The organism is Stenotrophomonas muris (genome assembly GCF_052751275.1).
Genome location: NZ_CP199879.1, coordinates 1,025,951 through 1,039,053, shown reverse-complemented (window position 1 = coordinate 1,039,053; position 13,103 = coordinate 1,025,951). Strand labels below are relative to the sequence as shown.

14 protein-coding genes and 1 pseudogene are annotated in these 13,103 nt (G+C 67.0%); 6 read left to right on the top strand and 9 right to left on the bottom strand.

The features are described from left to right. Window positions 1–140: 140 nt before the first annotated feature. The gene (locus tag ACUVWL_RS04605) at window positions 141–1,034 is read left to right on the top strand and encodes a mechanosensitive ion channel family protein (RefSeq protein WP_136191781.1); all 894 of its coding nucleotides are present in this window, start codon (window positions 141–143) and stop codon (window positions 1,032–1,034) included. 89 nt (window positions 1,035–1,123) lie between these two features. On the opposite strand, the gene ACUVWL_RS04600 is transcribed toward ACUVWL_RS04605, so the two are convergent. The 5 genes and pseudogenes from ACUVWL_RS04600 to ACUVWL_RS04580 all read right to left on the bottom strand — a co-directional run bounded on the left by ACUVWL_RS04600 (window position 1,124) and on the right by ACUVWL_RS04580 (window position 5,089). After that, window positions 1,124–2,239 (bottom strand): alkene reductase, encoded by a 1,116-nt coding sequence (locus tag ACUVWL_RS04600; protein WP_014647555.1) that lies wholly within the window; start codon window positions 2,237–2,239, stop codon window positions 1,124–1,126. Window positions 2,240–2,439: 200 nt separating this feature from the next. Then, window positions 2,440–3,311 (bottom strand): annotated as a pseudogene (locus ACUVWL_RS04595) (EcsC family protein). A 170-nt stretch (window positions 3,312–3,481) separates the two neighbouring features. Next, the gene (orn, locus tag ACUVWL_RS04590) at window positions 3,482–4,054 is read right to left on the bottom strand and encodes an oligoribonuclease (RefSeq protein ID WP_014647557.1); all 573 of its coding nucleotides are present in this window, start codon (window positions 4,052–4,054) and stop codon (window positions 3,482–3,484) included. 75 nt (window positions 4,055–4,129) lie between these two features. Further along, window positions 4,130–4,654: a tRNA adenosine(34) deaminase TadA gene (gene tadA / locus ACUVWL_RS04585; RefSeq protein WP_014647558.1), complete on the bottom strand. Its 525-nt coding sequence runs from the start codon at window positions 4,652–4,654 to the stop codon at window positions 4,130–4,132. A gap of 75 nt (window positions 4,655–4,729) precedes the next feature. Further along, complete coding sequence (locus ACUVWL_RS04580) at window positions 4,730–5,089, bottom strand: winged helix-turn-helix transcriptional regulator (RefSeq protein WP_126411094.1); 360 nt, start codon at window positions 5,087–5,089, stop codon at window positions 4,730–4,732. A 78-nt stretch (window positions 5,090–5,167) separates the two neighbouring features. Between ACUVWL_RS04580 and ACUVWL_RS04575 the strand changes: the two genes are divergently transcribed. Then, a complete protein-coding gene (locus ACUVWL_RS04575) occupies window positions 5,168–6,007 on the top strand; it encodes an NAD(P)H-dependent oxidoreductase (RefSeq protein WP_445978861.1) in 840 nt (279 codons plus the stop codon). Continuing rightward, complete coding sequence (locus ACUVWL_RS04570) at window positions 6,004–6,441, top strand: acetyltransferase (RefSeq protein ID WP_049441672.1); 438 nt, start codon at window positions 6,004–6,006, stop codon at window positions 6,439–6,441. The genes ACUVWL_RS04575 and ACUVWL_RS04570 overlap by 4 nt, the downstream gene beginning before the upstream one ends. Before the next feature lie 33 nt (window positions 6,442–6,474). Here ACUVWL_RS04570 and ACUVWL_RS04565 read toward each other — a convergent pair whose 3' ends face one another. Continuing rightward, window positions 6,475–6,981 (bottom strand): GNAT family N-acetyltransferase, encoded by a 507-nt coding sequence (locus ACUVWL_RS04565; protein WP_049441675.1) that lies wholly within the window; start codon window positions 6,979–6,981, stop codon window positions 6,475–6,477. Between the two features lie 260 nt (window positions 6,982–7,241). Between ACUVWL_RS04565 and ACUVWL_RS04560 the strand changes: the two genes are divergently transcribed. From ACUVWL_RS04560 to ACUVWL_RS04550, 3 genes are read left to right on the top strand one after another with little or no spacing between them, the layout of a single operon-like run. Then, window positions 7,242–7,898, top strand: a complete 657-nt coding sequence (locus ACUVWL_RS04560; RefSeq protein WP_229653708.1) for a hypothetical protein — start codon at window positions 7,242–7,244, stop codon at window positions 7,896–7,898. Window positions 7,899–7,941: 43 nt separating this feature from the next. Continuing rightward, window positions 7,942–8,595: a hypothetical protein gene (locus ACUVWL_RS04555; protein ID WP_014647564.1), complete on the top strand. Its 654-nt coding sequence runs from the start codon at window positions 7,942–7,944 to the stop codon at window positions 8,593–8,595. After that, on the top strand, window positions 8,592–9,920 hold the full coding sequence (locus ACUVWL_RS04550; RefSeq protein ID WP_111205485.1) for an XVIPCD domain-containing protein: 1,329 nt from the start codon (window positions 8,592–8,594) through the stop codon (window positions 9,918–9,920). Before ACUVWL_RS04555 ends, ACUVWL_RS04550 begins: the two co-directional genes overlap by 4 nt. A 54-nt stretch (window positions 9,921–9,974) precedes the next feature. Here the strand turns inward: ACUVWL_RS04550 and ACUVWL_RS04545 are convergent, their stop codons facing one another. The 3 genes from ACUVWL_RS04545 to ACUVWL_RS04535 all read right to left on the bottom strand — a co-directional run bounded on the left by ACUVWL_RS04545 (window position 9,975) and on the right by ACUVWL_RS04535 (window position 12,941). Further along, window positions 9,975–11,243 (bottom strand): hypothetical protein, encoded by a 1,269-nt coding sequence (locus tag ACUVWL_RS04545; protein WP_425604365.1) that lies wholly within the window; start codon window positions 11,241–11,243, stop codon window positions 9,975–9,977. Window positions 11,244–11,339: 96 nt separating this feature from the next. Next, on the bottom strand, window positions 11,340–12,347 hold the full coding sequence (locus ACUVWL_RS04540; RefSeq protein ID WP_075075582.1) for an XVIPCD domain-containing protein: 1,008 nt from the start codon (window positions 12,345–12,347) through the stop codon (window positions 11,340–11,342). Window positions 12,348–12,404: 57 nt separating this feature from the next. Next, the gene (locus ACUVWL_RS04535) at window positions 12,405–12,941 is read right to left on the bottom strand and encodes a hypothetical protein (protein ID WP_014647568.1); all 537 of its coding nucleotides are present in this window, start codon (window positions 12,939–12,941) and stop codon (window positions 12,405–12,407) included. Window positions 12,942–13,103 lie beyond the last annotated feature (162 nt).

Genomic DNA, 13,103 nt, shown 5'->3' with positions numbered 1-13,103 from the left:
TGGGCTGACGTCGCTTTCATCGACGTCCGCACATACTGCTGCCGCACGCAAGCCCCGCCTCTGCGGGGCTTGCTGTTTCTGGCGTCCGTGCACGCCACGCGCACCTCGCGCCTGTCCCTCAGCAGCAAAGGAACTCCCGCATGATCGCCGCCGCCCGACCCGCCCCCGCCGCAACGCCCTGGTTCCACTCGCTCAACTGGGAGCGCCTGCTGGAAACCTACGGCGTACCGTTGCTGGCCGCGATCGTGGTGCTGCTGGTGGGCCTGTGGGTGGCACGGCGCCTGTCCAACGCGATGCCGCGCGCTACGGCTCGCATGGGCGTGGACCCGATGCTGGGCAGCTTCCTGCGCAACGTGGTGTATGCCGCATCGCTTGTGATCGTGGTGGTGCTGGCGATCGGCACGCTGGGCGTGCAGATCACCCCGTTGCTGGCCGTGCTCGGTACCGCTGGCCTGGCCGTCGGCCTGGCATTGAAGGATTCGCTGTCCAACATCGCCTCGGGCGTGATGCTGGTGACGCTGCGACCGTTCCGCGTGGGCGATGTGGTCACCGTGGCCGGACAGACCGGCACGGTGCGCGAAGTGCGCATCTTCCAGACCGTCATCACCGGTGCCGACAACCAGCACACCACCATTCCGAACACGTTGATCACCGCAGCACCGATCATCAACCTCACCGCCGAACCGACCCGCCGCGTCGAACTGGTGATCGGCATCGGCTATGAAGACAACATCCAGCTGGCGCGCGATACCGCGCTGGCGTTGATGAAGGCCGACCCACGCGTGCTGCAGACACCGGCACCGGACGTGGTGGTGTATGAGCTGGGCGCGCACGCCATCAACCTGGGCATCCGCTGCTACGTGAAGTCGGCCGACTGGTTCGGTACCAAGGTCACGCTGCTGGAGCAGCTGAAGCTGGGCTATGACAAGGCCGGCATCAACATCCCGTATCCGCAGCAGGACATGCACCTGTACCTGCATGGAAAGGATGGCGGGGTGATAGAGGCTGACGCGCTGGTGCGCGACAAGCCCTGATCCATGCCGGTAGTGCCGACCAACGGTCGGCACCCACCCATCGGCGATACGACATCGGAATGCCGGCCGCTGGCCGGCAGCGTCCAGGATCAGGCCGCGACGCTCTCTTCCAGCGTCGGATAATCGGTGAAGCCCGCCGCGCCACCGCCAAAGAATGTCGCACGATCCGGCGGATTCAGCGCCGCACCGGTACGCAGTCGCTCCGGCAGGTCCGGGTTGGCGATGAACGGCCGGCCGAAGCCGATCAGGTCAGCCCAGCCTTCAGCCAGTGCCTGCTCGGCGCGTTCGGCGGTGTACTTGCCGGCGTAGATCAGCGTACCCGGGTAGACCATGCGCAGCGCCTGCTTGAACGCCACCGGCATCAGCGGTGCATCGTCCCAGTCGGCTTCGGCGATGTGCAGGTAGCCCACGCCCAGCTCACCCAGCAGGTGCGCCGCGGCCAGATAGGTCGCCTGTGGCGTATCGTCCACCGCGCCCTGCAACGTCGTCAGCGGCGCCAGACGGACACCGACGCGGTCACCACCGGCTACGGCCGTCACCGCCTGCACGACCTCGCGCAGGAACCGCAGCCGGTTCTGCAACGCGCCGCCATAGCCGTCGGTGCGCCGGTTGGCCTGCGAGTCGATGAACTGGTTGATCAGGTAGCCATTGGCCCCGTGCAGCTCCACGCCATCGAAGCCGGCGGCCAGTGCATTGCGGGTGGCCTGTGCATAGTCGGCGACGATGCCCGGAATCTCGTCTTCGCGCAGCGCGCGCGGCATCGAGTGCTGGATCATCTCGCCCACGCCCGCTTCCGGGCCAGCGCCTGCAGGGTCGACAAACACCTTCACGCCTTCGGCCAGCAGCGCCGACGACGACACCGGTGCGGCACCACCCGGCTGCAGGGCCACGTGCGAGACCCGGCCCACATGCCACAGCTGGGCGTAGATGCGGCCGCCAGCGGCATGCACGGCATCGGTCACCCGGCGCCAGCCCTGCACCTGTTCCGGGCTGTGGATGCCCGGGGTCCAGGCATAGCCCTGGCCCTGCGGGCTGATCTGGGTGCCTTCGCTGACGATCAGGCCAGCACTGGCGCGTTGGGCGTAGTAGGCGGCCATGTCCGCGGTGGCGACGTTGCCGTCGGCGGCACGCGAGCGGGTCATCGGCGGCATCACGATGCGGTTGGGCAGGGTCAAGGCGCCCAAGCGGTGGGGAGTGAACAACATGGCGGCGATCTCTTGCGGGGGGGACTGCCGCAAAGGATGGGGATGCCAGCTGCCAGGCAACAGGCATGTACTGGCAAAACAATTGTTCCCCCAAGGCAAGGATGACCGGCAGAGCCCCTTCCTGCGGAACGGGATCCGACCCCGCGCGCAACCGGGGTCGGATCCCTTTGCAACGCAAAGGGCTCCGACCCCGAAGCCGGTTACAGCGTGGGCTCGATCAGCACGCCGCCATGCGCCACGCGGTCATGCAGGCGCGCACCACGTCTTCCCCGTACTTCAGCTCCAGCCGACGCACGATGAAGTGGCCGCGCGCCATGTCCTGGTAGTAGTCGGTGAACATGGTATTCAGTGTTGCACCGGCGGCGGCACCGACGATCGGCACCGCCTGCGCAGCGAATTTCTCGGTAACCACCACGCCGAAGCGCGCCGCCACCTTTTCCACCATCTTCGCCAGCAGCTTGCCAGCTTCCTTTGGCGCCACGCCCAGGGTCAGGTCGCGGCCGGTCACCACGCGCCCGGCCAGCTCGGCCGACAGGTGGCGCATCACATCCGTGGTGAAGCCGCGGGCCAGGTAGTAGCCGGTCTCGCTGGCATCATCGCGCGGCGAGTTGCCGCCCAACGCGAATACCTCCAGGCACGCCTGGCGGGTGCTGAACTCGGACAGGTCGAAGCCCTCGCTGCGGGCCACGTCGGCCACCGCACGCATCATGATGGTGGTCGACACCGGCAGCTCGATGAACAAGGCCGCGAAGCCGAAGGCCCCACCGACCGCGCCCGAGGTGGCCGCCGCCAGTTTGTGCCAGCGGGTGGACGCCCCCTTGCCGGGGCTGTTGTCCATGCTCCACAGCGCGGCCTGCGCCGATTTGCTCAGCGCCGCCTGCACAGCGCCGTGGATGCGGTTGGAGACCGAGCTGGGCAGCGCCTTCACCGCGAACTCCAGCGGCGTGCCGACCAGGTTGGCCATGCGCGCGGTCAGGGTCGGCGCTTCCAGCAGGGCCACCGCGCGCTGCAGGTCGGACCAGTCGCGGGCGTCATGGGCGATGTCGCGGGGGAGCAGGATCGGCTCGTTCATGGCGCCGATCTTAGCGCCAGGAAGTTGAACGGTTCGTCGCGGGGTACGACAGAGGGGGCAGAGCCCTTTCCGCAGGAAAGGGATCCGACCCCGGCGCCTTGCCGGCCAGCGGTCGGCACTACCCGTTGGCGTGTCATCCGATAGCGCCGGGCCATGCCCGGCGTCGTTGTTCAGGCAACCGGCAGCCCCGACAGCGCGCCCATGAACTGGCGGTAGTGGCGCAGCTCAGCGATCGAATCGTGCACGTCGCTCAGCGCGGTGTGGTTGCTGTTCTTGCCGACGCCGGCGGCCACGCTCGGCGCCCAGCGCTTGGCCAGTTCCTTCACCGTGGACACGTCCAGGTTGCGGTAGTGGAAGTACTTCTCCAGTCGCGGCATCTGGCGGTGCAGGAAGCGGCGATCCTGGCAGATCGAGTTGCCGCACATCGGCGACAGGCCGGCCGGGATCCACTGCGCCAGGAAGTTCACCGTCTGCGCCTCGGCCTGGCCCAGGGTGGTGGTGCTGTCCACCACGCGCTGCCACAGGCCCGAGCGGCGGTGCTGGTTGCGATTCCACTCGTCCATCGCTTCCAGCGTTTCCAGCGGGTGGTGGATGGCGAATTCCGGCCCTTCGGCCAGCACGTTGAGCTGGGCATCGGTGACCACGGTGGCGATCTCGATGATCGAATCGTTGTCGGTATCCAACCCGGTCATTTCCAGGTCGATCCAGATCAGTCGCTCGTTGGCCGCGCCGTTGTCCGCCATGTGTCGCCTCGTTGCTGGGCAGGCGCGCGGCCTGCCGGTGATGGAAAGAGGCGCCCATCATACCGGTTCGCCCCCTCAGGCCTCGCCGGCATGGTCTTCCAGCAGCAGCGGCGGCTTGCCACGCTTGGCACGGAAATAGTTGGTCAGGCGCATGCTGGCCTCCTTGGCCAGCACCCCACCGTGGATCTCCACCCGGTGGTTGTGGCGGGCATCGCCCAGCAGGTCGAACACGCTGCCGCAGGCGCCGGTCTTGGGGTCGCTGGCGCCGTAGACCAGGCGGGCAACGCGTGCATGCACGATGGCCATCGCGCACATCGCGCACGGTTCCAGGGTCACGTACAGGGTGCTGCCGAGCAGCCGATGATTGGCCAGCCGCGTGCCACCGGCCCGCATGGCCACGATCTCAGCATGCGCACTGGGATCGTGCGAGGCGATGTTGAGGTTCCAGCCCTCGCCCAGCAGCTGGCCATCGGCGCCCACCAGTACCGCACCAACGGGGATCTCGTCGTACTCGCGCTGCGCACGCTCGGCCAGCGCCAGCGCATGGCGCATCCAGTGTTCATCGGCGTCGTGCACCGGTACACCCAGGGCGTCGGTCATGGCGGTTCTCGCGTGTCTGCAGGGCCAGGATGGCCGCCGGGGCCGCATTGTACGCCCGCGGCCGTGCAGGCGCCGCTAACGCGCGTCGAAGCGCTCGCGGGCAGCGTCCAGCGCCGGGAAATTGTGCTCGGCCCAACGGTCCAGGGCGGACAGCGTGTCAACCAGTCCACGTGCGACCTCGGTCAGCCGGTATTCCACATGCAGTGGCTTGCTGCCCAGATCACACCGCTCGACCAGGCCGTTGCGCTCCAGCTGCCGCAGGGTCTGGGTCAACACCTTCTGCGAGATCCCTTCGATCTTCCTCAGCAGCGCGCCATTGCGTTGCGGGCCCTGCGCCAGCGCCGGCAACAGCAGCATCACCCACTTGCCGGAGATCAGCGCCAGCGCATCGCGTGCCGAGCAATCGGCGGCATAGACATCGCCCGGATAGGCCATGGTTACCTCAAGGTGCGTAATTGCCGGGGCATACCGGCGCCGCGAGGATGGTCGCACACTCCTCGAACACCTCGCCCCATGCGCGCCCTCATCCTGCTTGCCCATCCCGAACCCCGCTCCTTCAACGCCCACCTGGCCGCGCAGGCCGCGGAGCAGCTGCGGCATGACGCACTGCAGGTGGACGTGGTCGACCTGTATGCAGAGGGCTTCGATCCGCTGGAAGCGGCCCACCATCATTCAAGTCGCCTGCAGCCCGGCCGTTTCGATGCCCAGCGCGAACAACGCCACGGCGCCGAACAGGGTCGGCTGCCCGCCGATGTGCAGCGCCATCTGCAGCTGCTGCAGGCCGCGGATCTGGTCATCCTGCAGTTCCCGCTGTGGTGGTTCGCGCCGCCGGCAATCCTCAAGGGCTGGCTGGATCGCGTGCTGGTCTACGGGCCGATGTACAACAGCCGCCTGCGCCACGAGCACGGCGCGATGCGCGGCAAGCGTGCGTTGCTGAGCGTCACCACCGGCTCATCGGCACGGGCCTGCGCCGTCGACGGCCGCGAGGGAGATACCCGGTTGTTGCTGTGGCCCTTGATGTACAGCCTGCGCTACGTCGGCTTCGACGTGCTGGAGCCGCATCTGGTGCATGGCGTGCGTTCCGGGCTGGCAGCGGAGCACGTGCAGGCACACGACGAGGCATTGGCTGCAGCAACCCACTACTACCGCGAACGCCTGGCGCAATGGCCGCGGTGGCCCACCGTGCCCTTCAACGACAGCGGCGATTTCGAGGATGGCGTGGTGCTGCGCGCGGAGGCCACTGCCTACAGCCCCTTCATCCGCCATCGCAACACCGGAGGAATCCACGCCTGCGCGCTGGGTCGGGACGCGCCATACTACGCGCTCTTTGCAAGCACCTTGGTGAACCCATGACCACCCTCCGTCCCTCGCGCGCCGACGACGGCGCCGCCCTCGTCGACCTCTGGCGCCGCGCCGTCGACGCCACCCACAACTTCCTCAGCGCCGACGACCGCCAGGCCATCGATGCCGAAGTCGCCGGCTTCCTGCCGCAGGCTCCGATGACCGTGGCCGTCGACGCTCAGGACCGCCCCCTTGGCTTCATGCTGATCGACGGCACGCACATGGAAGCGCTGTTCATCGATCCGGACGTACGCGGCACCGGTATCGGCCGGCAGTTGCTGCAGCACGCGCTGGCCCTGCATCCGCAGCTGAGTACCGACGTCAACGAACAGAACGCGCAGGCCGTCGGCTTCTACCAGCGCATGGGCTTCGTCGAAACCGGACGTTCACCGCTGGATTCGCAGGGCCGCCCGTATCCCCTGATCCATCTCCGGTACAACGGCTGACATTCGACGGATGTTCGAGGCCCGCCCCGATCATCAGGCCGTGGCCTCGAATGCCGGCGAGTACTGCACCTCTCCCTGCGCCATCGGTGGCCGCAGGCACAGCGCCTGGAAGTACTCTGGCGGCACACCCGGCAGCACCAGGCCCGGCTCGGCGCGGAATCCGAATCGACCGTAATACGCGGGTTCTCCCAGCAATACGCAGCCCTGTGCCCCCTGCTCACGCAATGCGCCGAGCGCCGCGTGCATCAGCGCCGCACCGATGCCCTGCCCCTGCCAGTCCGGCAGTACCGAGATTGGCCCGAGGCCGAACCAGCCGGTGCTGCCATCGCTGATCGTCACCGGCGACAGCGCGATGTGCCCGACGACCTGTCCGTCCTTCTCGGCGACCAGCGAAAGACTCAACTCTCCACGCGAACGCAGCGCATCCACAATGAACTGCTCGGTGTGGCTGCTGTGCGGGGCTTCGCGGAAGGCCGCCTCGGTGAGTGCATGGATGACCGCGTGGTCTTCGCGGGTTTCAGGGCGGATCGTGCAGTTCAAGGACAACACCTTTGATGAAGTGATGGACATGTGAATGATCGATTCCGGTCACGGATTCAGCGGCGAACCTGCGTCCGGCGTCAGAGCCAACGCGACGATCGGATGCCCTGTGCGGCAAGCGATCTGCCGGCGGCGCGCCCCGGGAGCGTCAAAAATCCGTCTCCAAGGGGTGGCACAGGGCTCCCGGCACGTTCCATAATCGAGAAACCTGCCACCCAGGAAGGATAGATGGACACGGACGCACGATGCAGGATCGGGCCATGGGTGTAGCGCACCTCGCACACAGGGGACGGCCGCTGCTGGCAGTGCTCGCCCTCGTCCTGCTGGCGGCATGCTCGCCCTACGCCGATGCCGAGCGCGACGTCGCCGCGGGTGGACGCGGCCTGGCCAAACTCAACCCGGCGCCGAAGCAGGCCTATGAGCTGGTGCTGACACTTAAGGGCGCGCCAGGCCCGTTCGCCGTTGTTGAGGGCGTGGCCCAGTACGACGCCATCAACTACGCAGACTGTGGACGGATCGTGCCTGCAACAGGCACTGCAGGCCGCATCACCAGCCAGGAGCCCATCACCCTGCACAAGGTCAGCGAGAACGAGTACCGCGGTACGTTTTACCTGGACCGTATGCTGGATGAGGACTACTACGGGCGTGGCGTCTGCCATTGGACGCTGACGGGTGTCGGTGCGATGTTGCGCGCCACGACCAGCAAGGCGGATACGCGATTCCTGACGTTCATCGACAAGAAGCGCATGGAGTACGACTCGCCTCTGACGCTTTATTACCCGAACCTTGTCTATCCGCGCGCCGACACTGTCGCCAACTTTGGCGCCAGTGGCGAGGAAGCTCCGTCGGGGTACAGCGAAGAGCTGCGCAATGCGCTGTTCTCAACCACCACCACTGTGCAGAAGCTCGTGCCATGAGCCGCCAGTTCCACATTCACCCTTACACACCAGGAGGCCGACATTGCGCCACAAGATGATTCCGTGCCTTGCTCTACTTCTGTTGACCGCCTGCCATCCGGAGACCGCCATGAACCAGGAACGTGCCGCTGCTGAAGCCGATGTCGCCCAGGGTGGGCGCGGCCTCGCCAAGCTCAACCCCAGCCCGCGCAAGGCCTATGAACTGGTGCTGCGCCTGAAGGACGCCCCGGGCGATTTCGCGGTGGTCGAAGGTGTCGCGCAGTACGACGTCACCAACGAAGACCAGTGTGGCTATATCGAGCCGGCCACCGGCACGGCTGCACGGATTACCAGCCAGGAACCGGTGGAACTGCGCAAGGTCGCTGATGGCGAGTACCGGGGCACTGTATACATCGACCGCATGCTGGATGAGGATTACTACGGTCGCGGTGTCTGCAAGTGGGAGTTCACCGGTGCAGGCGCGATGCTGAAGGCGACGGGGGCCGAGGGCGAGACGCGTTTCCTTTCATTTATTGAAGCAGCGCCATTCGTGAAAGGCGAGACCGAGACTCGCCACTATCCTCGTTCGGACTATCCGCGCGTGAACGAGATTCCTGACTACGGCGCAAGCGGCCAAGAAGACCCCACCAAGTTCCGCCCTGAGCTGCAGAATTCGCTGTTCTCGGCTTCACTTGAAGCCAATGAGGTCCGCCAATGAGCCTCAGCAGCCAAGACTATGCGGGTATTTCCGACGACGTGTACAAGGACCGTGCGGTCGGTCGACGCGCTCCCGGCAAGGAAGAGCTCGTAGCGATCAACGGGCATGAGTACAAGATCCTCGAGCACGTTGATAATCGATTGAACGGTTATCAGGGAACGATCTACCAGCGAGTCGACACCAATGAAATTGTCGTCGCACATCGCGGCACCGAACAGATCGCCCGCGATGCGATCCTGACCGATGGTGGCATGGTTGTCGCCCGCACCAACGTCCAGGCACCGGACGCCATCGCGCTGACCCAACGCGCCCTGGCCTACGCCAAGAAGGAGGGGCAGGATCTCGGACAGCGCCCACCCGAAGTCACCGTCACCGGCCACTCTCTCGGTGGCGCGCTGGCCCAGATCACCTCGCACCATTTCAATGTCAAGGGCGAGACCTTCAACGCCTATGGCGCGGTCAGCCTCAGCTACCGCATCCCGGAAGGCGGCAACACCATGATCAACCATGTCATGGCGTCCGATCCGGTCAGCGCGGCGTCGCCGCACTTCGGCCAGGTGCGCATCTACGCCCGGCCAAATGAAATCAGCACGCTTGCCGCGAACGGCTTCAGCAATCACTCGTTGCGCGCCCTGATCCCTGACCGGCCGATCATCGCCGCAGGCAGCTCGTTCGGTGCGCACAAGCTGGGCAACTTCCTCGGCGACGGCTCGGTGCTGAAACACCCGGAAACGCAGAAGCTGGCAAAAGACAACGCCAGGATGATCGAGGAGTACCGCGACGACGTTGAATCACTGCGCCGTGGTGTCACCCGCGCGGCGCGCGGCATTCCGGGCGGCGCCGTCGATCTGTACGACCATATCCGCGGCCCGCTGCAGCCCGGTGAGCCGGCACGCCGCGAAGCGGAGAAGAACGGCCATCACACCAGCATGCTGCGCATGGACGACGCCAACCATGTGGGCAACCCACTGTTCAACGACGCGATCCGTGGCGTGCACGCGCAGGACGTCCGCGTCGGCCGGGTACCAGACGTAATGAGCACGCAACTGGCCGGCAGCCTGGCCGCCGAAATGCATGCGGCGGGCGGCAAGCGCATCGACGAAGTGGTCATGAATGCCGATGCCTCGCGCAGCTTTGCCGTGCAGGGCCAGGGCGGTGACCCGGCCCACCTTCGCGTGTCAGTGGATACGGCGGTGGCGATGAACACACCGCTGGAACAGAGCAGCCAGCGCATCGACCAGCAGGCCGCAGGTCAGCGCCTTGCACTGGAGCGCGACCAGCAGCTGGAACAGCAGCAGAACCAGACCCGCAGCCTGCAGGCCTGATGGACAGCACGGGAGCCGGTCTTTCCGGCTCCCGTTGTACATCGGCACTCTGGTTCAGGGGCTGGAGGCCGCCACCGGCAGCGATGCTCCGGCCGTCACGAACAGATCCGGCCCGGAATCCGGGAATCCACCGCAGGCGCGATCGCCGGGCGCCACCGGATCACAGGGCCACTGCGCCCGCGCGACTTTGTCGCGCAGCTCGAAGCGATCGCCGGTCCAGACCACGAACGCGATGTGCTCGCGGTTCCAGTCACCGTAGGCGCGCGGACCACCCTTCTGCGCCGACTCCGGATACTGCACGAACCAGCGCATGGCCGGGCCATACTGCAACTTGCTGTGGTCCAGGCTGATCCGTCCCTCACGCGAGAGCTGGCGCGCACGATCAGCTTCCGCCTGCTGCGGCATGGCCGGCATGGCATCGGTGGTTACATCCCTCGGCGCCGCATCCCCGCGGACCTGGTACACACGCTGGGCCACATGGGCCTCGCGGCATTCACCCGCTGGCACGCGGACCGGCTCCGCGCCGTACTCATCCCGGTTGGCGACCTGGTCGCTGCAGGTGAACGGCGCCGACACCAGGTAGAACGTGCTGTCGGCGTCGCGCCCTTCCAACGAGCGCACCCAGATGTCGCCCATCCGCACGATGAAGTCCGGGCGCTGGCCGTAGCCCGGCACCGCCTTGAACCAGGCCTTCTGCCGCACCTCACGCTCGCGCCAGCTGCGCGGCAGGTGGATGTCCTGCTCGGGCAGCGCGACCAGCATCGCAGCCAGATGCGCCGGCATGGTGCCCTGGCAGGCGCCGATCAGCAGGTCGCCCTGGCTCGCCAGCCGCCCGGCCAGATCCACCGGGCAGCGGGCACCGAGCGCACGCTCGGTCGCCTGCTCGGGCGGCAACGGCACGATGGCCAATGCAGGCGGTGCCGGCGCTACCGCCGGGACCGCTGACTCGACGACTGTAGGCGGTGCAGCCACAGGCGCCGCCGCTGCGGGCGGAACGGGCGCAGGCGCCGGGTCCGCAGCCGGCGCCGGCTGCGTGTCCACCACCGGTGTCGCAGGGGGTGTCGCGGCAGCCGGTACTTCGGGAGCCGGCGCCGCGACAACGGCGTCGGCCGCCGCGGGCGCTGCAACGGGCGCCGCCCCTGCAGGCGCCTCAACGGTAGCCTCGGCAGCGGGGCGCGTCTCCACGACGGGCGCCGCTGCCTCCTGAGCCTGTGCCGACGCTGCGGCAAGTCCAAGTGACAGCAGCCAGAGCGGCGGCAGGCGACGCACGGGTGCATTGCAGCGGGCAGCGGCGTGGCGGGCATTCGGGGGAACGATTCGCATGTGGTGTCCTTACGGGTGGGTTTCCATGTCGGCGCCACAGGGCGCCACGCGTCGTACGTAAAGCGCCAGCGGGCACCCTGCCCGCCGGCATCGGTGTTACAGGGATCGAGAACGCTGCTCCTGCTCGCGGGCGAGCGCGGCCGCCGGGTCCTGCTGGGCGACATTGGCAGCCAATTGCTGGCTGCTCTGCGCCAGCGGCTGCTGCGCCGCCTGTTCGCGATCGACCGATGCGCGCAGCATGGCCGGATCGCCTAGCGCGCCCTGTACAGCAAACAGCGTGCGACCGTCATTACCCGCCAGGAGATGATCGATGCGCGACATCCCCGCCTTCTGCGCGCTCAGCGCCAGTGCGCCGGCGGCATTGTCCAGTTCCTGCACGCTGCGCAGACCGCTTTGCGGCCCCATCTGCTGCAGGTGCTGGCGCGCTCCCGAGAACAGCGTGTATCCCGGCTCGCCCGGTTGCGACATGTCGCGTCCCGTTGTGGGCTGGGCAGGCGCCCCCACTTCGCCACGCTCCAGGCGCGCCATCACATCGGGGGTCAGCTTCTGCTGCCACACGTCAAAACGCTGCTGGCGGGCTTCGATGCCGTTGAGCGCGCCATTCAGGGCACGCGTCGCTTCGCGCACGTCCTCGCGCGCCGCTTCCGGCACCCGCGTCTGCCACTGCCACACGGCAATACGGCCTGCGTGCTCGGGTTGCGCGGCCAGCTCCGGCTGATTCACCAGGTCCAGGTCCAGCGCCTTGCCGGCACGCTCGTAATTCTCCTTGCCGACCAGCGGCAGATAGCCACGGCCGTGATACTTCAGTGCATCACCGGGCGCGTCATTGCCCATGCGCCCGCCATACATCAGTTCGGCCAGGTTCTCCGGCCGCCCACGCAGCGCCTCCTGGCGGGCGCTCTCCAGCGCGCCATTGCCATTGCGCCACGCTGCTTCCACCGGGATCTGCGAGATGCCCCGGGTGAAGTTGAAACTCTCGTTGAGACGGCTCAAGCCACGGGATTCATGCCCGGCCTGCGCCATGAAGTTGGCCAGTTCCCGGGACGAAGTCATGCCGGCCTCCGTGGCCTGCCGCAACAGCAACGACTCCCTATCCTGCGACACGGTGAAACTCCTGCTCGATCATCGTTGGATACTCCCGCCTCCTCACAGGCATGGCACTCAAGGCAAGCTGACGTCGGCGACGACGGACGGATCGAAATCCTCGAACCGCACCCGGCCAAGCTCGGCCGCGGAGAAATCGCGCGTGTGGGTTGCTTCGGTTTCGGTGTCCACCACCTTGCGCTGCACGCCATGCACCCAGCACGCCTGCTCGGCAGGTGCATACCGGAAGGTGTAGATGCTGCTCCAGCGTTCGCGGCTGCCGCCGTTGGTGATCACGCTGAACGCGCCGTCTTCAATCGTCACGTAGGCGAAGGGATCACCGGCAATGCCACCGCGCGTTGAGCACGGCACCAGCTTGTCGTTGCGTGCCGCCAGCTGCCAGCGGCCCGTGGCATCGCCCAGCAGCAACAACAGGACCCGGTTCGGTCCGTGCTCGCCGGGCAGCAAGCCCTCCGGAGGAGGTTGGTCGATCACCAGGAGCTGGTCCTGGAAACCATTACCGGTCAGATCGCCGCGTACGGCTTCCAGCAGGTTCGCGCCGGACGGAACGAACGCCAGGGCATTGTCCATGTGCGTGCCACTCCCCTTCTCCATCCCCTGCAACTCCTTCAATCCCGTCTTGCCAGTTCCCGAGCGGAGGCCGGAAACGGGGCGATGCCTCGCACGTGCCCTGCGGCCGCCATGGCGGATGATAGCCCCGAGCCCACGGCAACCGCGATGGTGGCAAGCGTCACCCGCACCGCGGGGGGACACAGT